Source organism: Streptomyces sp. NPDC033177 (assembly GCF_055577715.1).
Genome location: NZ_JBVIPS010000005.1, coordinates 12624 through 36490, shown reverse-complemented (window position 1 = coordinate 36490; position 23867 = coordinate 12624). Strand labels below are relative to the sequence as shown.

The window sequence follows — 23867 nt, the reverse complement described above, 5'->3', positions numbered from 1 at the left end:
GCACCCCTACGCGAAGGTGTCGAGCAGTCGCCCGTACACACCGAACACCCCGATGACCAGCGGCAGCAGGGCAATGACTCCGACGGACTCCAGCAGGTCACCGACGCGGCGGAGCCGCACCCGCACATGCTCGGCGGGCTGCACCGCAAGGACCGTCAGAGGAATCAGGGCCAGCACGACGAGCAGAGCAAGCGGTCCTCCGGCGGCCGACCGCTCCATCCACACCACGACCAGCGCCACCACGACGACGGCCGCGGCGACGAACAACCCCACTACCTCGGCTGTGAGCGGATAGGCGCGCGCCCGCAGAGCAAGGACGACGGCGGTGACAGCGGCCACGAGGACGGTCCACACCGTGGGCGCACGCAACACCATGACTCCGGCCGCGGCGGCAGATGCGGCCAACACGAGGGTGGCCAGAGCCAGGCCACGATGGGTCGCGGTCAGCGCCGTTCCCACCTGGTACCGGCTCACGGAAGCCCCGCCGGTACGCCGGTCGTCGAGCCCCGACAGTCCGGAGGCCATCAGAGCCAGCCGCGGCAACACCCCGAGCACGACCACGGACACGACAGCGAGGAGCGCCCCCACCCGAGCCTGTTCGACCCCGGTCCGCGCACCGTCCTGCAGCGCGAAGGCGGCTTCCCACAGAACCAGACACGCCAGTGCGGCTACGGCGCCGATCAGGGCACCCCGCCCCAAGGGCGAGAACCACCCCAAAAGCAGCAACACGAGGATGGCATCAAGGGCGAGGCCTGCCAGAAGCGCCGGGCCTCCCCAGGCATACGCGTCGCCCAACGTCCACGAACCGAGCGCCCCCAGCGCCCCCGCCGACACGATCAGCGTGGTGGCGAGGCCGGGCTGCTTGCGCCACCCGAGGAGAATCCCGGCGAGGCCGAGGGCTGCGCCTGAAGCCGCCAAAGCCTGGCCCGTCGCGGCCAGTTCGAACTCGCGGGCGGCCAGCACCCCCGCCACGACCACCCAGAACACAGTGGCAAGACTCGCGACGACCCGCCGAGCCGCGGGCCGCCACCGCCAGGCCCGCACATCCAGATCATCGGCGGCTTCATCGGTGACGTCATGCACCACGGGCGCGGACGGCGCATCCTCGACGCGCACCAGCCGCAGTACGGCGCCGTCGGCGACACCGGCGGATAGCAGGGTGCTGTCGTGAGCCAGTGCGGAACCGTCGGCGGTGACGAGGTGGCGCAGCATGGGCCGGGTCCCCGCCCCATCACCGAGCAGCCGCATGACTTCGGGAAGCAGCAGCCCTATGGGCTCCTGCGAGGGAAGCACGAGATCGACGCGGCGCTGCTCACCGATCAGGGTGACTCGGCTCAAGGCGGTACGACTCGTACCGCTCGTGCGGCTCAACGGCCCCGCAGATATCACGCGTTCGAACCTATCATCGAGAAGAAGGGGTTACGGAGGGCGAAGGGGCGGGGGCCGACGGCGTGGAAGAGGGCACGGAGGAGCTGTAAGGACTCTTGCCGATGAGCCGGTTCGAGATGAACGACCACCCCACGCACCCGGCACACAGGACCGCCGCGATCACCACCCCGGCAAACACCTTCCCCAACCGCTCATCGACGGTACGCCGCTGCCGCTGCCCCCCGAACAACAGGGCATCCCGCAGCCGCCGGCGCCGAACCGAAACCGACTCCAGCAACTGGCTGTCGTAGTCCTGGGCTGCCATCACGCTGTCCGCTCTCAGGTATCGAACTCGCCCACCCAGGCGCCCTCTAGGAGGGCGCTGGGCAAGTACTCGGACTCCACCTCGATCGGAAATCCCGCGTCGCGGGCGAGGCAGGCCACGGCCAATGGCCCAAGAGCGACAAACCCCTTGGCGCTGTCAGCTCGGTCCGGAGTCTTCGTCCAGTATTCCTTGTGCAGAGCAAGCGCCTCCACCAGTGCTTCGTTGAACCCATCGTGATCCTGACGCAGGTAGCGATGGAAAAGGTTGATCGGCTGGTACAGGAGTTTTTCAAGCAGCTCAGGGTCAGTGTGTTGAGCCACATCTGGGTAGGAGGAATCGATAGCTGCGATCATCTTGTCGACGAGGCCCGGACGTTCGAGCCAATAGGTTTGCAGTGAGTCTACCCAGTGATAAATGTACTCATCGTAACCCGACCCTGAAGCCCGCAAGAGGCTGAGGGGGACATCACTCAAATGAGTAAGTCGCTCTCGTTCTCGGCAAATTAGGGCGAGCCAAAACGTCGTGACCCAATTCCCTGCGTCTGCGTAATATTGCGGACCGGTGGCAGCGATCACTCGCCGTTTGTCACCGATGCGGCACTCGATCGTCCCCTCGACGGCACTTGCCGATTGGAACAGAGCGGACCCCACCTGCATGGCGGAGACGAATGCCTCCCAGGTCTCAAGCCTGCTCGCGGTCGGATCCACAGCGCATCGGGCTCGCGCATACATCAAAGTCGAGTCGAAGGTCGTCTTGAACATGCTCGGCGAGTCTTCGAGATCGTCAATGGACTCGTCAGCGTCCTCACTGAGCAACTCCATGCCGCGCACGGAGGTGGCAGTCGGAATCTCATGGCGCGGCAGCTGTACGGCCACGGGCCAACTCCGTTTCTGTCAGGATCTTGAACTTCCTCATGATGTACCCGCCATATTTGGGCCCATCTGGTCTTCCCTTAACCAGCACATATTCTACCTTGCCATACTTCAAGGCGCGGCGAAGGTCCCTGTAGAGCTCTGCTTCCTTTTCGTTGGTGCGGCCTCGGTCCTTCATTTGCGAGAGAATATCCTCGAAGTATTCCCGTGTCCCCTGGCTCACGCGCTTACCGGATTCGAGCGTTCGGTATCCGAGTCTCGTTTTGGTACTGCTCTTGGCCTCGACCACTACGAAGCTGCCGTCACTCCGGCTCCACACCTGATCGAAACGGTCTGAGCCGTTTGGGGGGCCGTCGAGTGGCTCCGGAGAATAGTCGGAGTAGTGTTCAGGGATTACCTGGCGCTCCGCGATCATCTCCCCGAACTCTTCGCTGGCCTTTCCCATCCTGTCGTGTAGAGGCGCGTGCGCGGCTCGCGCCTCTGCCAGGTGTGCCTTTGTCTCGGGGGTCGGATTCTTTGCGTGTGCTGCCTCTGCTTCAGCGACTCCAGGGTGCGCGTCAATATCAGCCCTGATCGCATCTTGACGCTTGCGTGCTGCGTCGTCAAAAGGAACGAGGTTATCGGGGTTTACATCTTTCCGGAGGCGTGGAACATCTTCCCCTAGCTGGTATATCGGTGGTTCCACAGGAATATGGTCCGGCTTGGCAATGAACTTTCCCGGATTATCTGGGTCCGGTTTCATCTTCGTGAGTGGATTACCGAACTCATCGACGCCATCTTCATGCAGACGGCGCCCGTCACTGCCATAGTGAGCTTTGCGCCATGTCGGGTCCTCTGCATTGGCCTTTGCGACCTGGTCGCGCACATAGTCTTCCAACTGGTCCGCAGCAGCGGGGGCATCCGGCCTGCCGGCTCCACCGGACCCGGTCGTGCCGCGTCGACCACCAGAGCCATTGCTGCCTGCCGACCTGCCCGCACCGGGCTCACCGCGAGAGGCGGTGCCCAATCCGTCAGAGCCGCTCGTTACGCCTGGTGCCGTGTGCCGCGCCCTTGGCGAGCCACTGCCGTCTCCAGAAGGAGCGTCGAGGCTGCCCTGAGGGGGTGAGTTCTCGCCCGCGTGAGCACTGGCTCCGGGCGCCCGAGCCCCGGCGCCGACCAGAGCAGGCTCCCGGTGCGGTGCTGCACCTTCGGGAGCTGTCCGCTCCGCGGCGGACCGTTCCACCGGAGCCGTGTCCGTAAGGGGCTTGCCCTCGGCGTCCACCCGGATGAACTTGCCGTCCTCGACGCGGACCCTGGAACCGTCGAACTCCAGGTCGCTGTGGATGCGTTGCAGCTCCGGCGTGGCGTCGGTGCCGGTTCGGACGCGGCCGGTGAGGTCGGCGATGCTGGGCAACTTGCTGAACGCCTTGCCGCCCACCGTGAGACCGGCGGAGAGCGGGTCGGCGTATGTGCCGATCTTCGCCGCCACACCGGCTGCCTTGGAGGCCGCCCCCGCCTTTCCTCCCTTGGCGGCCATCCCCAGCGGTCCCGCGCCGAGCGTGAGGATGTTGAACGTGGTGGTCCCCGCGGCCTGGACCGGGTGCTCTTCCCACTGGTCCCAGGCGACCATGGACTTGGCGAACTCGCGGGCAGCCGTCTTCTGCCGTTTCACGTCGGCGCTTTCCTCGTCCGGGCCGATCGTGTGGTCCATGACCCAGTCGTAGGGTTTCATCGTGTACTGGCCGATTCCGCCGAACACATCGGCCAGACCGCTCCAGGCGTCCTTGGCCGAGCCCCCGATGCCGACCAGGTGGCCCAGGCCTTCGAGGGCGGCTCCGCCACCGCCGACGATGAAGCCGTCCCAGACGTAGTGCTTGATGTGCCGGTGGATCTCCCACGCGTGGACGGACTCGCTGACGTGGCTGCCCCAGGGCGTTTCCTTGGCCTGCTTGAGGAGGTCGGTGTCGTAGCCGTACATCACGGTCTTCTTCGTCGCCTTGTGACTGCCGTCGTCCTCGATGAACTTCGGGCCACCCACGATCGCCGAGATCTTGGTCGCGGCCCGACGCTCGGCCGCCTCGAAGGCGGTCTTGGTGACGGCGACGTCGTCCATGAGCTCGTTGTTGCGGTCGGTCTTCTCGTCGTCGTAGTGCCAGTCGTCGTCACCCTCGACGCTGGCGACGAACTTCCTGGCGTCGTCCTGCAACGTCTTCAGGCGCTCGGCCAGCGGGCGCGCCTCGCTGGAGAAGGTGTCAAGGGCGTCGGCCACCGTCTCCAGATCCGCGGCGAAGCTGTCGGCCCTGTCCATCACCGGCTGAGTGGAGGCGAACAGATCGTCGGCCTCCGGCGCGGTGTAGTACGCCCCCAGCATCTGGAACCGGGAGTGCACGTCGGCCCCGCCGTTGCGGATCCCGATGGCGTCGCTGCGCAGCGCGGAGACGTCCTTGTCCAGTTGCTCGAAGTTGCCGATGAACTGCTCTATGCCACCCGGCTCGATCATCTTCACTTGTCGGCGCCCTTCTTACGGGCGTCGGCGAGGATGGCCTTCATGTCCGGGGCCTTCTCCGCGTTGCGCTGTGCGGTCGCGGCTTGCTCCAGGTCCCCGTGCACGTAGTGGTTGGTCGCCTCGATCGCTCCGTTCACCGACTTCGCGGCCCGAGCGCCGGGGAAGAGAGCGTCCTCCGCGGACTTGTCCACGAACAGCGCCAGCGCCACGCCGATCGGTCCGACGGGCACGTCCCCGCAATACGCCGAGCTGATGGTGCCGGCCGAGGTGGCCGCACTCTCGGCGTGGGTCCCGTACGCCTTGACTTCCTTGGCCAAGTCGTCCATCGCCAGCCCCACCAGCGACGTCACCGAATCCACCCCGGACGGTGAAATGTCCCATGCAGGCATGCCAAACCCCCTACTGATCCCCGTAACTTCAGCTCAGCCGCTCGGTGCCGTCGTACGTCAGCCGATGTTGTCGACCGCGGCCCGTGCCCGTGCCAGCGTCGACTGGGCGGTGCCGTCGTTCTGTTCCAGCGTGGTGCGTACGAGGCGGATGATTTCCCGGACCTCGTTGGCCGCCTTGTTCCAGCGGACTTCCTTGCCGTGGTAGTCGTCTGACACGCCGTCGGCCTGGTAGTCAGCCATGGCGGCCTTGACAGCGCGGTCGCGGTCGCCGAGCACCCGCTCCAGCTGCCCGATGATGATCGCCAGGCCGCCCTGTACGTCCGATGAGGCGCCGGTGTCGTAGGAGCGGCGGTCCTGGTTTCCAGCCATGACGAAGTTCCCCCTGTGTGCGAAGTGTCGTGGTGTGCGAGCCGGCCGACTCGAACTCAGCCGGAGAAGCGGGCGCCGTCGAAGTTGGCCGCGCCCATGTTCTGGTGGGCGTTGTCGGACTGCTCCTGGTCACCGGAGCCGAACGCGGTGTCCATGCCCGCCTGGCCGCCCAGGATCGAGGACAGTGCCCCGTTCAGGTCCGAAGTGATCTCGTCCGCGCGCAGCTTGAACGAGTCGAAGGTCGCCTTGCCCGCCCCGTTGAACTTGCCCTCGAGCGGCTCGGCCGCCTGGACCAGCAAGCTGATCAGCGTCCCGAGATCGTCGCTGGACCCCACGGTGTTCTTCCCCAGCACCGCGAGAGTCGTGTCTCCCATGTCGAACTTCATGAGTCCACCCCCGTAACTCGCCAACTATGTGCGCACTGCCTCCGGTTGTCGGTAACAGCAGGCGCATGTGTCACTCACGCCACGTAAGCGTATCGAACATACTGTCCCACGGCACATTGCAGGCGCAACGTGAAAAGCCCGCCGTGGCGCGAAGTCGCCGGTGGGCCGCGTCGGACTCTCGAAGCTCGTACGGCTTCCCTCCACCGGATGAGGTCCGGTGGAGGGAAATACAGGGGGCGAACGCGTCCACAGGGTGTGGAGCGTCGCCCCCACCTATCGGCCTACCGGCCCAGCACCCCCACCGGCACCCCCACATACCCCACAGCCCGCGAGGTGAACGTGCCTCTGCCCTGGGTGCGGCTGCGCAAGCGGGTTGCGTAGCCGAAGAGTTCGGACAGGGGGATCGTCGCCGTGAGGGTGGATGTGCCGGCGCGTGTCGTGGTGTTGGTGACTTGGGCCCGGCGGGCTGCCAGGTCGCCCAGTACTCCGCCCACCGCGTCCTCCGGCACCGTTGCCGTCAGCTCCGCCACCGGTTCCAGGAGTTGCATCGTCGCCTCCCTCAAAGCCGCGCGCAGTGCGAATCTGCCCGCCGTGCGGAACGCCATCTCCGAGCTGTCCTTGGAGTGGGTCGCCCCGTCCGTGAGCGTGACTCGTACGCCCGTCACCGGGTGGCCGCCCAGGGGGCCCTCCGTGAGCGCGTCCCTGCAGCCGGCCTCCACCGCACGGATGTACTCCTGGGGGACCCTGCCGCCGGTCACCGTGGCTTCGAAGGTGAAGGTGGGCGTCGGGCCCGGCTGTACCTCCAGTGGTTCCACGTCCAGGACCACGTGGGCGAACTGGCCTGCTCCTCCGTCCTGTTTGACGTGCCGGTACACCAGGCCCGACACCCCTCGCACGACCGTCTCGCGGTACGCCACCTGCGGGCGGCCCACGCCGACCTCGATGCCGTGGGCGCGGCGGATCTTCTCCACCGCGACCTCCAGGTGCAGCTCACCCATGCCGGAGAGCACCGTCTGGCCCGTCTCGCGATCGACCCGTACCGCCAGCGACGGGTCCTCCTCGACCAGGCGGGCGAGGGCCGACGAGAGGCGTCCCGTGTCCACGCTCCTGCGTGCCTCCACCGCCACCGAGACCACCGAAGCCGCCACCGCGGGAGGTTCCAGGACCAGAGGTGCCGCGGGGGAGCACAGCGTGGTGCCGGCGCGGGCCGTCTTCAGGCCCACCAAGGCCACGATGTCCCCTGCCGTCGCCCGGTCGAGCTCCGCGTGGCGGTCGGCCTGCACGCGCAGGATCCGGCCGATCCGCTCCGTGCGGCCCGTGCCCGCGTCCATCACTGTCTCTCCCTTCGCGATCGTTCCCGAGTACACCCGCACGTACGTGAGCCGCCCTGTCGCCGTCGCGTTCACCTTGAACGCCAGACCCGCGAACGGCGCCGCCGGGTCAGCGGCTCGCTCCTGCTCCGCGTCGCCGAGAGTCCCGCGTATCGGCGGAACGTCCTGCGGCGACGGCAGGTACGACACGACGGCCTCGAGCAGCGGCTCGATCCCGCGGTTGCGGTACGCCGACCCGCACAGCACCACCACGCCCTCACCGCTGAGGGTGAGGTCGCGCAGCGCGGCCGTCAGGGTGGCGGTGGTGAGCGCCGATGTCGCGATGTACTCCTCCATCGCCGCCGGATGCAGCTCGGCCACCCTCTCCTCCAACTCCCCTCTGCGTGCGTGTGCTTGGGCGGCCAGCGGCTGGGGGATCTCCGTCGTCTCGTACGTGTCCTTGCCCGGCTGCCAGACCAGTGCGCGCATGCGCAGCAGGTCCACCACCCCGGTGAACTCGTCCTCCCGCCCGATCGGCAGTTGCACCACCAGCGGGACCGTGTGCAGGCGCTCCCTGATCGACGCGACCGCCGTGTCGAGGTCGGCGCCCATCCGGTCCAGCTTGTTGACGAACGCGATCCGCGGCACGTCGTACCGGTCCGCCTGCCGCCACACCGACTCGCTCTGCGGTTCCACGCCCGCGACGGCGTCGAACACCGCGACCGCGCCGTCGAGCACCCGCAGCGAACGCTCCACCTCGTCGGCGAAGTCGACGTGCCCGGGGGTGTCGATCAGGTTGATCCGGTGACCGTCCCAGGCGCAGCTGACCGCTGCCGCGAAGATGGTGATCCCCCGGTCGCGTTCCTGCGCGTCGAAGTCGGTGACGGTCGTGCCGTCATGGACCTCACCTCTCTTGTGGGTGGCGCCGGTCAGGAACAGGATCCGTTCGGTGACGGTCGTCTTGCCCGCGTCCACGTGGGCGAGGATGCCGAGATTGCGGACAGCGGCGAGTGTGGTGGTGTTGGTGCGCATGGCCCTTTGTCTTTCGATGCGTTGGGGCGGGGCAGCGCGATGTCCGGGCGGGGCTGAGCCAGGTGTCAGCACACAGGGTGCTGGAGCCGAAGGTCAGGCGTCAGCAGCCTGTTTCAGGAGTTCGCCGCGGAGATTCAGTGACGGCCGCGCAGCCGGCACCGCACGCGCGAAGACACCAGGATCACGTCGAACCGTGTCCGGGGAGGGCGGGCAGCTGTGCGGTGACGCATGGCCCTGCCCCCTCACTTGGTCTGTGGTTCGGTCGTTCGGTCGCTCGACGACTCGATCATTCGGCTGACCGGAGTCTAGGCAGCACGCGTCCTCTGCCGCACCGGAATATTGCCGGGGCGCCACGACATGAGGCGGGGCCGGGCCCGCAAGGACCCGACCCCGCCTCACGTCGCGCGTGACCGGTACTAGGCGTTGAGCAGACCCGTGACGGGGGCGGCCAGGTCGGTCACCTGGTGGAGCTGCTGCAGCTCGTACAGGCCGTTGAGGCCGTTGAGCTGCTCGGTCACGGTGGGCAGCTCGGCGCGCTGCTCCTCCGGGATCGAGGACGAGGCGAGCGAGTTGACCAGGCCGGTGGGGTTGATGGCTTCGGCGCTCGCGGCGGGCGCGGCCAGGGCGGAGGCGCCGGCGGCGAGAGCGAGGACGGCGGCCATGCGTCGTGTTGAGATCATGTGATGCGCAACGGCTCGGCGCAGCCCTGGACACGGGCACCCCGCCGATTTCACCAATGATGTACCGATCGGTGCCGTTACCTGTGGTCGATGACGCCGTTGAAGGGACAGTACGGCCGCGTGCATGCGGCCGTACTCGTCAATTCAAAGGAGAACGTGATGTCTCGCATCGCGAAGGCAGCCGCTGTTGCCGTCGGCACCGGCGCCGTGGTGCTCAGTGGCACCGGTATGGCCATGGCCGACGCGGGCGCCCAGGGTGCGGCCGTCGGCTCGCCCGGCGTCCTCTCGGGCAACCTCGTCCAGGTCCCGGTCCACGTCCCGGTCAACGTGTGCGGCAACACGGTCGACGTCATCGGGCTGCTGAACCCGGCGTTCGGCAACACCTGCGTCAACAGCGACGGCCACAAGGGCGGCAACGGCGGCTACGGCAGCTGACCCCCGCGTGTGAGCCCCCGGCGGTCCGTGACCGCCGGGGGCTTTTCCCTGCCCACCGTCACGCGTAGTCCATCCGTCACGCGTACCGGTAGATGCCCCGGTGGCTGATCAGCTCGTCCGGCTTCACGTCCCACGGCGGCATCCGCTCGAAGCGGGCGCAGATACGGCCGTGCAGCGGGCCCTTCCCGGGCCCCGGCGGCTTCTCGGGCAGGTAGGGCGCGGAGCGGGGGTGCCGGGCCTGCCAGCGGTCCCACAGCAGGTCCACGAAGGCGTGGTTCAGCCAGAAGACGGGGTCGTTGACGGACGCGCCGCCGAGCATGTGTCCGCCGACCCAGCGGTGGACGCGGTTGTGGTTGCGCCACTTGCTGTTGCCGGTGCCGGACGTCCACCCCTCCAGCTTGTTGCGGAAGCCGCCGTCCGACGTGGAGTCCCAGGGCGCCCTGTCGTACACCGGGTCACGCATGGCCCAGTCCAGCGTCGCCTCGGTGGGCAGTTCGATCGGGTTCTGTGGGCGGCCGAAGTCACGCATGAGGAAATCGCCGTCCGTCTCCCCTTCCGTGATGATCCAGGTCCCGTTCGACCGGGCGAACGGCCCGGTCGTGACCTGCCGGTCGGAGCGCCGTCCGTTGCCGCCCATGAGCCCGCTGCCCCAGAGCGAGGCGTCCGGTGACCTGTCCGCCGTCCAGTCCCAGTACGGGACGGTCACCGAGGAGTCGAGGCGCTGCAGGGCGCGCTCGAACTCCAGGAGGAACCTGCGGTGCCAGGGCAGGAAGGAGGGCGTCATGTGGGCCACCCGCAGGCCCTCTTCCCCGTCGGACACGTAGTGCTCGACGTGGATCCGGACGAACTCGTCGTACTCGCCCCGGCGTTTGAGTTCGAGCACCGCGTTGACGAACCGCCGCTTCTCGGCGCTGGTCAGCCGGGCCTGGTTCTTGCGCGTGTGGACCACTTCGGTTCGATCCTCCGATCCGGGGGTGCGGGGCAGGGATCAGGCCGTCCTGCCGCGCAGTTGCCGACCACGGCCGAGTTCGTCCACTGCTCTGCGGGTGGCGATGAGCGGCGTCGGATACGACTGGTAATGGTCGATCATGCTCAGATAGCCGCCGTCGGCGCGCCGCATGAGGTGGAGCGGACGCCCGTCCACGGTGATGTCCCAGGAGCCGTGCGGGTGTTGCCGCGCGGCGTCCACGCGCGACCCGCGGATGTGGCGGCCCGCGTAGACCTCGTCGAACGAGCCGTCACCGAGGTCGTCGGACGGCGGGTCCTGAGCCGGCTGCCGGGTCCGCCACTGGAGGGCGGCCTGTGCCGTCACCGCGGCGAGTGCGACTCCGATGAGCCCGCCCGTCGTGGCCCGGCGGGTGATCCACCCGGTGCCCCGCCGGTCGGCCGCTGTTCCTCTGGCCACTGCTGCTGCCTCCTTGCGCGTGCCGCGTGCTGCCGTACGGGGGTGTCAGCTGGTCCAGAACTCCCACCAGCGCGTGAGGATCAGCATGCCGATGACACCGACGTGCAGTACCGGCAGGACCCAGGTGAACTCACCGAGGAACGTGCGCAGTCCGGCGGGCGCGGGCAGGAAGCCGTTGCGGACGTTGAACGAGGTCACGTACCAGAACATGGTGATCGTGGCGGCCCAGGCGAGGCAGCACCACAGGCACAGCGAGTTGATCTCGTACAGCGACTGGTACTGGAGCCAGGTACAGAAGGCGACTCCGAAGAGCGTGCCCGCGTTGAGCGTCAGGTAGTACCAGCGCGGGAAGCGCGCGCCGCCCAGCAGGCTCATGCCGACGCACATCACGGCGGCGTAGGCGGCGAGGCCCAGCATCGGGTTGGGGAACCCGAAGACCGACGCCTGCTCGCTCGTCATGATGTTGCCGCAGGAGACCACCGGGTTGAGGCTGCAGCCCGGCGTGAAGTCCGGGTCTTCGAGGAGCTTGAACTTGTCCAGGGTGATGACCCAGGCCGCGAGCAGCCCCGCGGCGCCCGTGATCACCAGGAGCAGCGCGAACGCACGGCTCCCGCCGGTGCCGGGGGCCGGCGGCTCCACGTGCCCTGAGGAAGCTTCGGGCTCACGGGCCGCGGGGAGGGGCGTCTTGGTGTGCATCGCGGTGTCCTCACTGGTGCCGGGGACCGCCGGTCTGTCCCGGCCGGCGGTCCCCAGTCGTGTACGGGCGCTGGCGGCCGTTCCTAGCCGCGCAGGCTCTTCGCGGTGACCAGGCAGTGCGCGGAGCTGGTCATGGTCTCCTCGGAACCGGCGAACGCCGCGAGGGCCTCCTCGGCGAGGGGGACGCCGGGCTTGGCCTCGGGCCAGGGGCGCGTGGTGAACATGAAGTAGGCGTGGCCACGCTCGCCCACCGCGGTGAGCCACTCCGGCGGCACCACGCACTGGGCGTTGAGGTGCGGCATGTTCAGTACGGCCTGCCCGGCCTCGACGAGGAGGGTGACCGGCAGGCTCGGGTTGCGGGAGGTCTCCACGACGGGGCCGCCGAGGGGGAGTCCGGTGTTCTGCAGCAAGAGCTCGATGGCTTCGGTCGACGCCTCGGGGCCGCCTTCGCCGTCACCGAGCGAATAGGCGAGCAGGAAAGGCATGTCCTTCTCGTCGTCGGGGTGTTCACCACTCCAGGCGACCACGGTGAGGGAGCCCAGATCGGCGGCTCGGAAGGTGCGGGTCTCGCTCGATGTCGACGTCATCCCGGAACGGTATCGAGGTGATCCGGGACGCCGGGCCAATCTTTCACTGAACTGGGTGAGTACGGACGACCGATCACACGATCGGGGCACGTGCCGGTCGAACTCCGGGCCACCGCAGTCGAACTGGGGGCGGGAATACGGAAAAGGCCGGGAAAAGCCCGAGGGCCGGTTCCGCGCAATGCGTCCGCGGAACCGGCCCTGGTGGAGAAGCAGAGGAGAGCTCTACTTGGCGACGGGAAGTCCGCCGAGGAGCTTGCCGGCGCCGCCACCCGCGTGCAGGCTTTCCGCGGCACCTGACACGGCGTTGACGACCGAGTCCTTGTTCTCGGTGTCAAGGGCGTTGGTGGCCAGCGGGGCCGCGTCGAGGGACGACGTCGAGCCGGCGATCGTGTCGACGGCACCATTCAGGCTGGTGGGCGTGAGGTCGGCGGCGAAGGCGGGTGCGGCGACACCAGCGATGACCAGGGATCCGGCAACGACAGCGGCAGCCTTCAGGGGCTTCATCGTGTTCCTTTCTGCGGCGACAAATGATCGCCAGAGGGGCTTTTCACTTCGCCATGGGTAACGAGCGCTGTGTACGGCGGAAACTCTGTGCGGCGGAAATTCACGGAACCCACCCGAACGAAGGCGGGGTCTCATTCTCGTATGAGATGGACGGTCACGCGGACGTGAAAAGCCCGTCGCGTCGGCCTTGAAGACCGACGCGACGGGTGAGGCTGGCCTGAACTGACTGGTGAGGCTGGCGGGGGCTCAGGAGGCCGCGGGCGCCTGCGGCACCTGGGCCGCCGACTGCTCAGGGGCCTTCGGCAGGGACGGGAGCCCCGCCAGGTCGGGAGCGGGAAGGCTGCCGCCGACCAGCGTGGCGGCGACGAGGTTGACGAGACCGGTCACGACGTTCGGGGCCGACCCGGCCACCGTCTTGGAGTCGCCCCCGGTGGCCGCCTTGAGCAGGGCGTCGATCGAGGTCTGCAGTGCCTTCAGGGCGTCGGCCTTCGGGTCGGCGGACGCGGTGTCGTCATCCGGCAGCGCCTTGGGGAGCGCCAGGGGCTGCGGGAGCGTCTGGGCCTCGGGGGCCGCCGGGGTCTGGGGGAGTTCCGGGGCCTTGGAGGGCAGGGCCTCGGCCTTCGTGATGGCGTCCTTCACCGGGGCGGCGAGCTTCTTGGCCTCCGCGGCGGGCAGTTGACCCTGGTCGGCCTTGAGCACGGCCGTGAGCAGATCGGTGACGGGTGTGAGCACACCGCCCGCGTTGCCCAGAACCTTGACCTGGGCGAGCAGCTTGTCCGCGTCGGGCACCGGTTCGCGGGCCGCCGCTTGGGTGCTGCCATGCGAAGTGTCGCTCTCGGCGGCGATGACGGGGCCTGCCGTCCCGATGAGGAGAGAGGCGCAGAGGACGGTGGTCGCGATACGCCGTACGGGCAGAGCGCGCATGGATGTTCCCTTCGGTGATGCGTCGGATCTTGTGTTCACCGTGAAAGCGGTGTGGACCGGCCGCAACCGAGCGACTGCCATTCGGGGGCATGGCCGCCGTACGGGGCACGGGAGGGAACGCACGACGGCCGTCCTCCTCGGGGGAGAACGGCCGTCGCGTAGAGCGTCTTGCCGAAGCGTCAGCTGTTGACGCAGGTGTTGCCGAACGCCGGGTTCAGCAGGCCGATCACGTTCACGGTGTTGCCGCAGACGTTGACGGGGATGTGGACCGGGACCTGGGCCATGTTGCCCGAGAGGACGCCGGGCGAGCCGACGGCCGCACCCTCGGCGCCGGCGTCGGCGGCGGCGATGCCGGCGCTGCCGGCCATGGCGGCCACGGCAACGGTGGAGAGGGCGAGGGCCTTCGCGGTACGCGACATGCGGGGTTGCTCCTTGGTCAGTTGATGCTTGGCAGGGCGGGGTGCCCGGCCCATGGATCAACGGATGTCGCCCGCAGGAGTTGTGGGCCCAAAAGGGTGATCTGCTGGCGCCGAGTTAACGCGAGGGGTCTGCCGGGCCGTGTTCCCGGCAGGTTCCGGGCGTTACGCACTTCACGTTTCCGACACACTTGTCAGCCTTCCTGGATTAATGCGGAAAGCGGCTAGTGTTGCTCTCCTCCTGAAGCCATTTGTAAGAACAAGTGCGGGAAGTTACGCGTCCGGTGTGACTGTCGCATTTTAATTCTCCCTTCTGGTTCGGACCTTTCCCGAAAGGGCAACGCCGAGGCGCCGTGCATGCAACTGTCATCAACTGACCATCGGCTGAGCGTCCTTCACGTCGCCCAGCCCGTCGACGGCGGAGTGGCCCGCGTGGTCACCGACCTGGTGAAGTCCCAGCTGTCCACCGGAATGCGGGTCGACGTGGCGTGTCCGGCCGGCGGCCGTCTGCCGGATGCCGTGCGCGGCCTGGGCAGCGCCGCACACGCGTGGGCGGCGGCCCGCTCCCCGGGGCCGGGGCTCCCGGCCGAGGTGCGGCGCCTCGCCCGCATCGTCGAGGAGCTGCGGCCCGACGTCGTACACGCGCACAGCGCCAAGGCCGGGCTCGCCGCACGCCTCGCCCTGCGCGGCAAGGTGCCCACCGTCTTCCAGCCGCACGCCTGGTCCTTCGAGGCCGTCGGCGGGGTGACCGCGCGGCTGGCCCGGCACTGGGAGCGCTTCGGGGCGCGCTGGGCCACGCACATGGTCTGCGTCAGCGAGGCGGAACGGCTCACCGGGCAGCGCTCCGGGATCGACGCGCCCTGGTCCGTGATCCCGAACGGGGTGGACGTGGCACGCTTCCGGCCGGTGTCCGCGCAGGCAGCACGGACCTGCCTCGGGCTTTCCGGGCAGGAGCTGCTTGTCGTGTGCGTGGGGCGGCTGTGCCGGCAGAAGGGGCAGGACGTCCTGCTGCGGGCCTGGGCTTCGGTCGCCGAGCGGCTGCCGCTCGCCCGTCTCGTGCTCGTCGGGGACGGACCCGACGCGGCCGGTCTGCGCGAGCGGGCGCCCGCCTCCGTGCGGTTCGCCGGAGACGTCGGGGACGCCACCCCCTGGTACCAGGCGGCCGACCTCGTGGTCCTGCCGTCCCGGTGGGAGGGCATGGCACTCGTACCCCTGGAGGCGATGGCCTGCGCACGGCCCGTGGTGGTCACCGACGTGGACGGCGCGCGCGAGAGCCTGCCGCCCGCTCTGGTCTCCCACGGCCTGGTACCTGCCGAGGACCCCGAGGCACTGGCGCGAGCCCTCCTGCGTCTGCTCGGCGATCCGCCACTGCGTGAATCCCTCGGCCGGGCAGCGCACCGCCACGTCCTGAACACCCACGACGTGCGGCACACCGCGGACGCTGTCGCGGCCGTGTACCGCGAGCTACTGGGCGTGGGACCCACCAAGTGCAGGGAGTCCATCAACCCGTGAGTGCGGAACGAACCGTCGCCCCTGCCGCGCAGCCACGGGCGGCCGACCACGCCATCGCCACCGCCTCGGTCATCCCACCCCGCGGGGCCGGGGGCGGCCGCAGGACGAGCATCACCTGGGGGGCTTCGGCGCGCCGCTCATCGGCGCTCCCCCTGTACGCCGTCGACTGCACTGCCGCCCTCCTGGCCACCGTGCTGCTCGCCGACCCGCAGCGCCACCCCCTGCTCGTGGTCCTGCTGCTCGCCGCGGTGGCCGGCCTGAACGCACGCGCCGCGCTGTACCGCCCGCTCGCCGTGCCCTGCGCCCTCGACGAACTGCCGTCGCTCGCCTGGCAGGCCCTCCTGAGCTGGAGCGCCGTGGGCCTCATCGCCGCAAGCGTCCCCGCCCTCGCCCCGCTCTCCCTCACCACCCTGTGCACGGCGGCGGCACTCCAGAGCGTGCTGTGCTGCGCGGGCCGCGGCACCCTGTACGGATGGGCGCGCAGAGCGGCGCTCCGCCAGCCACGCCCCGCCCTGGTGGTCGGCCCCGGAACCGTCGCCCGGCGCGTGGCGGAGGCGGTCCTGCGCCACCCGCGGGCCGGGGTGCGGCCCGTGGGCCTCGTGGGGGACGCGCCCGCCGAGCGCCCGGAGTCGGAGGGCGCCGAACTGCCGGTGCTCTCCACGATGGAGGAGCTGCGCCGGGCGGTCATCCAGAACGACGTACGCACGGTCCTGGTCGTCGGGCCGACCCCGGGCCCGGAGCAGATCGGATGGCTGCGGACCCTGAGCGGTTCGGGCTGTGACGTGTGGGCGGTCGACGCGACCCAGCCGCCCGGCTATGACGCACCCGGGCGCCAGGCGAGATCCGGGCGGCTCGCGGGATTCCCCTGCCGTCAGCTCGTGCCCGTGCGGCGCAGGCACTTCAGCGTCAGCAAGCGCGCCCTCGACCTAGTGACCTCGGGGATCCTGCTGCTGCTCATCAGCCCTGTGCTCCTCACGTGCGCCCTCGTCCTGCGCGCCACGGACGGCCCCGGGGTGATCTTCCGTCAGGAACGCATCGGCAGGGACGGGCGGCCGTTCACCCTGCTGAAGTTCCGCACGCACCGGCCCGCCGACCCGCACGAGGCCGCGACCCGGTGGACCGTCGCGGGCGAGCAGCACATGAGCCGTTTCTGCCAGTTCCTGCGCCGTTCGTCGCTCGACGAGCTTCCCCAGCTGTGGAACGTCCTGCGGGGCGACATGAGCCTGGTCGGCCCGCGCCCCGAACGCCCTTACTTCGTGGGCCAGTTCAGCAAGGCGTACCCCGGCTACGCCGAGCGCCACCGGATGCCGACCGGCATCACCGGGCTCGCCCAGGTCCAGGGACTGCGGGGCGACACCTCGATCGAGGACCGGTGCCGGTTCGACAACGCCTACATCGACAGCTGGTCGTTCTGGCAGGACCTCTGCATCCTGCTGCGCACCGCCGTCTCCCTCGTACGCCCGACGGGGAGCTGACCTCGTTGAACGGTGCCCCGATCACGCTCTTCCCGGCCGGATCACCCGCCGCCGCACTGATGTCGGCACTCCGCAGCGCCGGTCCCGTGCTGCCCGTCATGGCCGTGGTCGCGCTGCTCGCGCTGCCCGTCCCGCCGAGCGACGGTGGCACCGGCGGCGGCACGATCGCCGACGCGGCCTCCGCCCTCGTGGTCCTCTGGTGCGTGGTCCGCACCGTGCGCGGGGCGCGCCGACCGCTGACCCGGACCGCGGCAATCGTGCTCGGCATGCCGGTGGTCGGCATCGCGGTCGCGGCGGTCGGCGCGAGCAGCGCGACCGCCGGGATGACCGGCCTCGCGCGCTATCTGCAGGTCTTCGTCCTCGTGCCGGCCGCGGTCCTGCTGCTCGTCCGCGACCGCCGCGATTTCCGCCTGGTGGCCTGGTCGCTCATCGGCCTCGCCCTGTTCCAGGGCTCGATCGGCGTTCATCAGTACGTCACGGGCACGGGCGCCAGCTACATGGGTGCGGACGTCCGGGCCGTGGGCACCTTCGGCGCGACGGACGTCATGGGGATGTCGACGGTGGTGTCGTACGGGGTGGTGTGCGCGGTAGCTCTCGCGCTCGGCCCCGCCTCCCCGAGGCAGCGTCAGATGGCGTTGGCGTGCGCGCTGCTCCTGACCGTTCCGCTCGCGCTCTCCTTCAGCCGCGGCGCCTGGATCGCCACCGTCGTGGCCTGCGGCGCCCAGCTGGGCCTCGCGGGCGTACGGAACGCGCTGCGGGCCCTCGCGGTGACGGCTGCCGCGGCCGTGGTCCTCGTGGGCGGCTTCGGCATCGGCACGCAGATGCTGCAGGAGCGCGTCACCAGCATCACGCAGGTCTCGGACGCCCCCGACCAGTCGGTCACCGACCGGTACACCATGTGGGCGGCGGCGGTGGACATGTGGCGTGCCGAGCCGGTGACGGGCGTGGGGCTCAAGGCCTTCCCCGACCACCGCGACAGCCACGCTTCGCTGGCGCTCTCCGCGGCCAGCGACACCGCGGGCGCGGGCGCGGGGTTCAGCCGCCAGCCGCTGCTCTCCCCGCACAACATGTACCTGCTCGTCCTCGGCGAGCAGGGGCTGCTCGGCCTGTGCGCGCTGGTGGGCAGTTGGGCGGCCTTCCTGCTCCTTGGCATGCGGCGGCTGATCCGGGTGCGCGGGGGCGCGGGCGCGGACTGCGCGCTCGTCGCGTGCGGGCTGCTGCTGTGGCAGCTCGTGGACTTCTCGTACGCCGACATCGGCGGCCCCTCGACGGTGCTCATGGCCGTGGTCCTCGGGCTCGTCGCCTGGTGGGCGCTGTCCGGCCGCGCGCTGTCCGCGCCGATGCCGGGGGAGGTGCCGCGATGACCTCCACCACGCACTCCGTGGGCGCGGTACCGGCCGGCAAGGTGCCCGCTCCGGCCTCCGGGGCCGGGCCCGCCAAGGGCGCCGACCCCTCCAACGGGTTCCTCGCCAAGGCCGCCCTGATCACCGCCGCCCTGACGGTGGCCGGATCGGTGCTCGGTCTCGTACGCGACCAGGCGCTGGCCCACTTCTTCGGGGCGGGACCCGAGACCGACGCCTTCCTCGTCGCGTGGACCGTCCCCGAGGTGGCCACCACCCTGCTCATCGAGGACGGCCTGGCCTTCGCCCTCGTCCCCGCCTTCAGCATGGCGCTCGCCCGCCGGGGCCAGGGCGCGCGCCGCGACCCGGTCCGCGCACTTGTCGCCAAGTCGCTGCCCCGCCTGATGCTGGCCTCCGGGGCGGTCGCGCTGATCCTGATGGCCGGAGCACCGGTCCTGGTGGACGTCCTCGCGCCGGGGCTGCCCGACCCGCGCCTCGCCGTGGACTGCACGCTGCTCACCGCCACCTGCGTCTTCACCTTCGGCCTCGCCGGATACTGCAGCGCGGCCCTGCGCGCCCACCGCCGGTTCGTGGCCCCCGCGGGCATCTACGTCTTCTACAACATCGGCATCATCACCGCGGTGTTCGTCCTGGCTCCCCGCTACGGCGTCCGGGCGGCGGCACTGGGCGTCGCGGCCGGCGGCGTACTCATGGTGCTCGTCCAGGCCCCCTCGCTCTGGCGGCAGCTCACCCGCGACACGGCGGACGCGCCCGACGAGCGGGCCGCGGGTCCCTCGGCCCCCGCGCTGATGAGCGGCACCCTCGTCGCGACCGTGCTGCTGTTCGCGCTGTGCCGGCAGTCGCAGGTGCTCATCGAGCGTTTCCTGGCGTCCTCGCTGCCCTCGGGGGCCATCTCGCACCTCAACTACGCGCAAAAAGTGGCGCAGGTGCCGATGATCCTCTCCCTGATGCTGTGCACGGTCACGCTCCCCGTCGTCGCACGGGCCCTGGCCGAAGGCGACGTGAAGCGCGCGAGGTCGCGCGTCGAGCGGGACCTGGGATTGGCCGGCTGCGTGGTGCTCCTCGGTACCTCCGTGGTGATCGCCTGCGCACCCCAGCTCATCCAACTCCTGTTCCAGCGCGGCGCGTTCACCGCTGATGACACCGACGCCACGGCCGCCGTCATGCGCGTGTACGCCCTGGGGCTCCTCGGCCACACGCTGGTGGGGGCGCTCACCCGCTCCTACTTCTCCGGCGGCCGGGCCACGTGGTTCCCGCTGGGCGCGATGGCGGCCGGGGTCGCCGCGACCGCCGCGGCAGGCAGCTGGGCGGTGGACCTGTGGGGCGTACGCGGCATCGCGCTCGCCAACGCGGCGGGCATCAGCATCGCGGCCTGCGTGCTGCTGTGCGGGATGGGGCCGCGCAATGTGCCGATCCGGGTCCGCGGGGTGCTCGGCGAGCTGGCCAAGCCCGTGGCCGCGGCGGTGTGCGCCACCGGCGCGGGCGCCGCCGTCGCGAGTGCCCTCGGCTCCCCGTTCGCCGCCTTCGCCGGCGGCGCCTCGACCGTCGCCGTCGTGTTCGTCCTGGCGCTCTGGGCCCTCAGGACCAAGGCCGTCGAGCCCGCCCTCCGCTCCGTCACACGCTCCGTCACATCCGCCACACGAAAGCTCACGCATGTCCGTTGACACAGCACTCGGTGAGACCCCCCGTTCACGGCGTACGCGGCGCTGGCTGCCCCGAGCGCCGATGTGGGTGGCGATGTACCACTCCGTGGACACCTGCGCGGACGACCCCTACAAGATCACCGTCTCGCCCGAACGCCTCGCGGCCCAACTGCGCTGGCTGCGGCGCCAGGGCCTGCGCGGGGTGAGCATGTCGCGGCTCCTCACGGCGCGCGCCCGCGGCGAGGGACGCGACCTGGTCGGCCTCACCTTCGACGACGGGTACACCGACTTCGTCGCCAACGCCCTGCCGCTCCTGCACCACTACGACTTCGACGCCACCGTCTTCGTGCTCCCCGGCCGCCTCGCGGGCGACAACGCGTGGGACCCGCTGGGCCCGCGCAAACCGCTGCTCGACGCGGCGGGCATCCGCGTCGCCGCCGCCGAGGGGATGGAGGTCGCCTCGCACGGCCTGACGCACGTCGACCTCACCCAGGCGGACGACCGGCTGCTGTGGCAGGAGACCAGCGGCAGCCGGGTCGCCCTGTCCGACCTCATCGGCCGCGAGGTGGAGGGCTTCTGCTACCCGTACGGCACCGTCGACCAACGCGTGGTCGACACCGTACGAGCGGCCGGCTACCGCTACGCCTGCGCGATCTCCCCCGGCGCCCTGACCGGGATGCACGCCTTGCCGCGCGTCCACATCGGGCAGGAGGACACCGCCCTGCGGCTCCAGCTGAAGCTGCGGCTGAACCGGCTGCGCCGCCGTGCGGTCCGCGAACCGGCGGTGACCGAATGAGGGCCCTGCACATCATCACCGGTCTGGGAGTCGGCGGTGCGGAACAGCAACTACGCCTGCTCCTGCGCCATTTGCCCGCCGAGTGTGACGTCGTGACCCTCACCAACCCCGGCCCGGTCGCCGAAGGCCTCACGGCCGACGGGGTGCGCGTCGTCCACCTGGGCATGTCCGGCAACCGCGACCTGGGCGCCGTGCCGCGCCTGGTGAAGCTCATCCGCGGCGGCGGATACGACCTCGTGCACACCCACCTGTTCCGCGCCTGCCTCTACGGGCGCATCGCCGCCCGCCTCGCGGGGACACGTGCCGTGGTGGCCACCGAACACTCCCTCGGCGACTCGCAGATGGAGGGCCGGCCGCTGACCGCGGGCGTCCGCGCCCTGTACCTGACCGGCGAGCGCCTCGGGCGGGCCACGGTGGCGGTCTCCCCATCCGTCGCCGAGCGGCTCAGCCGGTGGGGGGTGCCCCGGCAGCGCATCCACGTCGTGCCCAACGGCATCGACGTCGAGCGGTTCCGCTTCGACCCCCGCGCCAGGGTCGCCGTACGCCGCCGACTGGGCCTCCCGGACGACGCGTTCGTCGTCGGCGGTGTGGGCCGGCTCGCCCCCGGCAAGCGGTTCGACGTCCTGCTGCGTGCGCTGGCCGCGCTGCCCCAGGACGTTCGCGTGCTTCTGGTCGGCGGCGGCCCCGAGGAGGCAGGGCTGCGGGCCGCGGCGGCACGACTGGGCGTCGCGGACCGCGTGGTGTTCGCGGGGGAGCAGCCGTACCTGTCCGAGGGGGCGACCGGGCTCCCGGCGTACCTCGCCGCCATGGACGTCCTCGCGTCGCCGTCCCCCGATGAGGCCTTCGGCCTTGCCGTCGTGGAGGGTCTCGCCGCCGGGCTGCCGGTGGTCTACGTCCGGTGTCCCGCCGTCGAGGATCTCCCGCCGGAGGCCGCCACCGGCGCCGAGCGCGTGCCGGGCGACGCGGATTCCTTCGCGGGGGCGCTGCTGCGGGCCAGGTCGGCGGGGTCACGGCCGCGTCTCGCCCCGGCGGCCGCGCAGCACTACAGCATCACCCGCAGCGCCGCACAGCTGATGCACGTCTACGAGGCAGCTGCCTCCGGCTCGACCCCGAGAGTGAGTTCCTGATGACCGATACCCTCAGCAGGCGGTACCGCCCGGCCGACCCGGCCCTGATGCTGGCCCGCGTGAAGCGACTGCCCGCGTGGTGGCTCCTGCCCGCCGGTGCCGCGCTCGGCGCCCTCACCGGCGGTCTGTACGGCGCGGTCGCGACACCCGAATACACCGCGACCAGCTACGTGATCGCCGTCCCGCAGAAGGACTCCGACCCCACCGCCGCGCTGGGCTTCGCCACCGCGTACGGCCGTGTCGCCACCCAGGTCGCGGTGCTCGGCGACGCCCAGGTGGAGTCGGGTGTCTCGGCGCAGACGCTGCGCGAGAGCGTGCAGGCCGCCACCTCGCCCGACGCCCCGATGATTTCCATCTCGGCGACGGCGGCCAAGCCGGGCAAGGCGGCCGACATCGCCAACGCGGTCTCGCGCTCCCTGACCAACAACGCGAACCACACCAAGGACAGCACCCGGGTACGCCTCCTGCAGCTCTCCCGGGCGGTGAAGCCCGAGGCCCCCGCGTCGGCGTCGGCGCCCATGACCGCCCTGGTGGGCGCCTGCGCGGGCGGGCTGCTCGGCGGGCTCGCCCTCCTCGTGCGGCCGCGTCGCGGCGAGGACGCACCCTCGGCCGCGGTACCGGGCCCCGCGCAGTCGGCCGACATCGACCGGGAAAGGTGACGGGAGTGGCGGACAACGCCCTGGCGGTCGAACTCTGCACCGACGAGGCGGAGTTCGGTGGCCTCGCCTCGGCGTGGGCCCGGCTGCACCGCACGTGCCGGACGGCGACGCCGTTCCAGAGCCACGCGTGGCTGCACTCGTGGTGGCTCTCCTACGGCACGCGCGGTCGGCTGCGCGTGGTCCTCGTGCGTAAGAACGGCGAACTCGTCGCCGCGGCGCCGCTGATGCGCACGTACCTCCCGCTCCCCGCGCTCGTGCCGCTGGGCGGCGCGATCTCCGACTTCACCGACGTGCTGATCGACGACACGTGCGCCGAAGAAGCCGCGGACGCGTTGGCCGACGGCCTGGCGAAGCTGGCCCGCGGCGCCCTGATCGACTTCCGCGAGGTCCGCTCCGGAGCCGCGGTGGAGCGCATCTACGAGCGCTGGCGCGGGCCCAGGCTCCGCCTGGCGGACTCGCTCTGCCTGGAGCTGCCCACCACGTCCATGGAGGAGCTGCTCGGGCGGCTGCCCGCACCGCGGGCCCAGCGGGCGCGCGCCAAGATCCGGAAGCTGGACGCGATCGGCGTCCAGCGACGGGTCGTACGGCACGACGAGGTGGACGCGTCGGTGCGCACGCTCCTGCGCCTGCACCAACTCCAGTGGCAGGGCCGCAAGGTGACGTCCGAGCACCTGCAGCCGCGGTTCTCCGAGCACCTCATCAGGTCGGTGGGGCTCATGGTCAGGTCGGGAGACGCGGTGGTCACCGAGTTCAGGCTCGACGACGACGTGGTGGCGGCCGACCTGACCCTCCTCTCGCCCCACCTCGTCGGCGGCTACCTGTACGGGGCGCACCCGCGGCTCCGCGAGCGGAAGGTGGACGTGGCGACGATGCTCCTGAACGCCTGCACGCAGCATGCCGAGGGTGAGCGGAGCCGGGTGCTCAGCCTCCTGCGCGGCAACGAACCGTACAAGCGCCACTGGCGGCCGGAGGAAGCCACCAACCACCGGCTGCTCCTCGCCCGCCGGCGCACCGCCCCCGTGCTGGGGGGGGGGGGGGGGGGGGGGGGGGGGGGGGGAGAGGGGGGGGGGGGGTGGGGGGGGGGGGGGGGGAAAAAGAAGAGTCAGGAGGA

General features: G+C 70.4%; 25 protein-coding genes. 9 read left to right on the top strand and 16 right to left on the bottom strand.

Annotation, left to right across the window (positions count from 1 at the left end):
• Positions 1–6 precede the first annotated feature (6 nt).
• The 9 genes from eccD to ACZ5U5_RS18200 form a co-directional block, all read right to left on the bottom strand.
• Complete coding sequence (gene eccD / locus ACZ5U5_RS18240) at positions 7–1338, bottom strand: type VII secretion integral membrane protein EccD (RefSeq protein ID WP_469022574.1); 1332 nt, start codon at positions 1336–1338, stop codon at positions 7–9.
• Between the two features lie 64 nt (positions 1339–1402).
• Positions 1403–1693, bottom strand: coding sequence for a hypothetical protein (locus ACZ5U5_RS18235; protein ID WP_469022571.1), 291 nt, complete (start codon positions 1691–1693; stop codon positions 1403–1405).
• 14 nt (positions 1694–1707) lie between these two features.
• The gene (locus tag ACZ5U5_RS18230) at positions 1708–2568 is read right to left on the bottom strand and encodes an immunity 49 family protein (RefSeq protein ID WP_469022569.1); all 861 of its coding nucleotides are present in this window, start codon (positions 2566–2568) and stop codon (positions 1708–1710) included.
• Positions 2543–5050 carry a hypothetical protein gene (locus tag ACZ5U5_RS18225; RefSeq protein ID WP_469022566.1) on the bottom strand — a complete coding sequence of 836 codons (2508 nt, stop codon included), beginning with the start codon at positions 5048–5050 and terminating at the stop codon, positions 2543–2545. Before ACZ5U5_RS18225 ends, ACZ5U5_RS18230 begins: the two co-directional genes overlap by 26 nt.
• Positions 5047–5439, bottom strand: a complete 393-nt coding sequence (locus ACZ5U5_RS18220; protein WP_469022563.1) for a DUF6507 family protein — start codon at positions 5437–5439, stop codon at positions 5047–5049. Before ACZ5U5_RS18220 ends, ACZ5U5_RS18225 begins: the two co-directional genes overlap by 4 nt.
• A gap of 57 nt (positions 5440–5496) precedes the next feature.
• Complete coding sequence (locus ACZ5U5_RS18215) at positions 5497–5808, bottom strand: pore-forming ESAT-6 family protein (protein WP_469022560.1); 312 nt, start codon at positions 5806–5808, stop codon at positions 5497–5499.
• A gap of 56 nt (positions 5809–5864) precedes the next feature.
• Positions 5865–6194, bottom strand: a complete 330-nt coding sequence (locus ACZ5U5_RS18210; protein ID WP_135335256.1) for a hypothetical protein — start codon at positions 6192–6194, stop codon at positions 5865–5867.
• Positions 6195–6475: 281 nt separating this feature from the next.
• Positions 6476–8536 carry an elongation factor G gene (fusA, locus tag ACZ5U5_RS18205; protein ID WP_469022556.1) on the bottom strand — a complete coding sequence of 687 codons (2061 nt, stop codon included), beginning with the start codon at positions 8534–8536 and terminating at the stop codon, positions 6476–6478.
• A gap of 416 nt (positions 8537–8952) precedes the next feature.
• Positions 8953–9216 carry a hypothetical protein gene (locus ACZ5U5_RS18200; RefSeq protein WP_469022554.1) on the bottom strand — a complete coding sequence of 88 codons (264 nt, stop codon included), beginning with the start codon at positions 9214–9216 and terminating at the stop codon, positions 8953–8955.
• A gap of 159 nt (positions 9217–9375) precedes the next feature.
• Between ACZ5U5_RS18200 and ACZ5U5_RS18195 the strand changes: the two genes are divergently transcribed.
• Positions 9376–9651 carry a chaplin gene (locus ACZ5U5_RS18195; RefSeq protein ID WP_469022551.1) on the top strand — a complete coding sequence of 92 codons (276 nt, stop codon included), beginning with the start codon at positions 9376–9378 and terminating at the stop codon, positions 9649–9651.
• Positions 9652–9727: 76 nt separating this feature from the next.
• Here ACZ5U5_RS18195 and ACZ5U5_RS18190 read toward each other — a convergent pair whose 3' ends face one another.
• From ACZ5U5_RS18190 to ACZ5U5_RS18160, 7 genes are all read right to left on the bottom strand, one after another.
• A complete protein-coding gene (locus tag ACZ5U5_RS18190; RefSeq protein WP_469022549.1) occupies positions 9728–10600 on the bottom strand; it encodes a tyrosinase family protein in 873 nt (290 codons plus the stop codon).
• Positions 10601–10639: 39 nt separating this feature from the next.
• Positions 10640–11056 (bottom strand): tyrosinase family oxidase copper chaperone, encoded by a 417-nt coding sequence (locus ACZ5U5_RS18185; protein ID WP_469022546.1) that lies wholly within the window; start codon positions 11054–11056, stop codon positions 10640–10642.
• A gap of 45 nt (positions 11057–11101) precedes the next feature.
• Positions 11102–11752 carry a vitamin K epoxide reductase family protein gene (locus tag ACZ5U5_RS18180; protein ID WP_469022543.1) on the bottom strand — a complete coding sequence of 217 codons (651 nt, stop codon included), beginning with the start codon at positions 11750–11752 and terminating at the stop codon, positions 11102–11104.
• 83 nt (positions 11753–11835) lie between these two features.
• Positions 11836–12339, bottom strand: coding sequence for a DUF5949 family protein (locus tag ACZ5U5_RS18175; RefSeq protein ID WP_469022541.1), 504 nt, complete (start codon positions 12337–12339; stop codon positions 11836–11838).
• Between the two features lie 222 nt (positions 12340–12561).
• Positions 12562–12843, bottom strand: a complete 282-nt coding sequence (locus ACZ5U5_RS18170; protein WP_363209031.1) for a hypothetical protein — start codon at positions 12841–12843, stop codon at positions 12562–12564.
• Between the two features lie 246 nt (positions 12844–13089).
• Complete coding sequence (locus tag ACZ5U5_RS18165) at positions 13090–13767, bottom strand: hypothetical protein (protein ID WP_469022538.1); 678 nt, start codon at positions 13765–13767, stop codon at positions 13090–13092.
• 179 nt (positions 13768–13946) lie between these two features.
• Positions 13947–14186, bottom strand: a complete 240-nt coding sequence (locus ACZ5U5_RS18160; protein WP_365820107.1) for a chaplin — start codon at positions 14184–14186, stop codon at positions 13947–13949.
• A gap of 354 nt (positions 14187–14540) precedes the next feature.
• Here ACZ5U5_RS18160 and ACZ5U5_RS18155 point away from each other — a divergent pair, with 354 nt between their 5' ends.
• The 8 genes from ACZ5U5_RS18155 to ACZ5U5_RS18120 all read left to right on the top strand — a co-directional run.
• Positions 14541–15695: a glycosyltransferase gene (locus ACZ5U5_RS18155; protein WP_469022535.1), complete on the top strand. Its 1155-nt coding sequence runs from the start codon at positions 14541–14543 to the stop codon at positions 15693–15695.
• Entirely contained in the window at positions 15692–17170 is a 1479-nt protein-coding gene (locus tag ACZ5U5_RS18150; protein WP_469022533.1) for a sugar transferase, read from the top strand. The genes ACZ5U5_RS18155 and ACZ5U5_RS18150 overlap by 4 nt, the downstream gene beginning before the upstream one ends.
• A gap of 59 nt (positions 17171–17229) precedes the next feature.
• Complete coding sequence (locus tag ACZ5U5_RS18145; RefSeq protein ID WP_469023704.1) at positions 17230–18534, top strand: O-antigen ligase family protein; 1305 nt, start codon at positions 17230–17232, stop codon at positions 18532–18534.
• Positions 18531–20195, top strand: a complete 1665-nt coding sequence (gene murJ, locus ACZ5U5_RS18140; RefSeq protein ID WP_469022530.1) for a murein biosynthesis integral membrane protein MurJ — start codon at positions 18531–18533, stop codon at positions 20193–20195. The genes ACZ5U5_RS18145 and murJ overlap by 4 nt, the downstream gene beginning before the upstream one ends.
• Entirely contained in the window at positions 20185–20970 is a 786-nt protein-coding gene (locus ACZ5U5_RS18135) for a polysaccharide deacetylase family protein (protein ID WP_469022528.1), read from the top strand. Before murJ ends, ACZ5U5_RS18135 begins: the two co-directional genes overlap by 11 nt.
• Positions 20967–22097, top strand: a complete 1131-nt coding sequence (locus tag ACZ5U5_RS18130; RefSeq protein ID WP_469022526.1) for a glycosyltransferase — start codon at positions 20967–20969, stop codon at positions 22095–22097. The genes ACZ5U5_RS18135 and ACZ5U5_RS18130 overlap by 4 nt, the downstream gene beginning before the upstream one ends.
• Positions 22097–22756 (top strand): YveK family protein, encoded by a 660-nt coding sequence (locus ACZ5U5_RS18125; protein ID WP_469022523.1) that lies wholly within the window; start codon positions 22097–22099, stop codon positions 22754–22756. Before ACZ5U5_RS18130 ends, ACZ5U5_RS18125 begins: the two co-directional genes overlap by 1 nt.
• Positions 22753–23867 (top strand): GNAT family N-acetyltransferase (locus ACZ5U5_RS18120; protein WP_469022521.1); only part of this gene is annotated, 1115 nt, incomplete at its 3' end. The genes ACZ5U5_RS18125 and ACZ5U5_RS18120, both read left to right, overlap by 4 nt.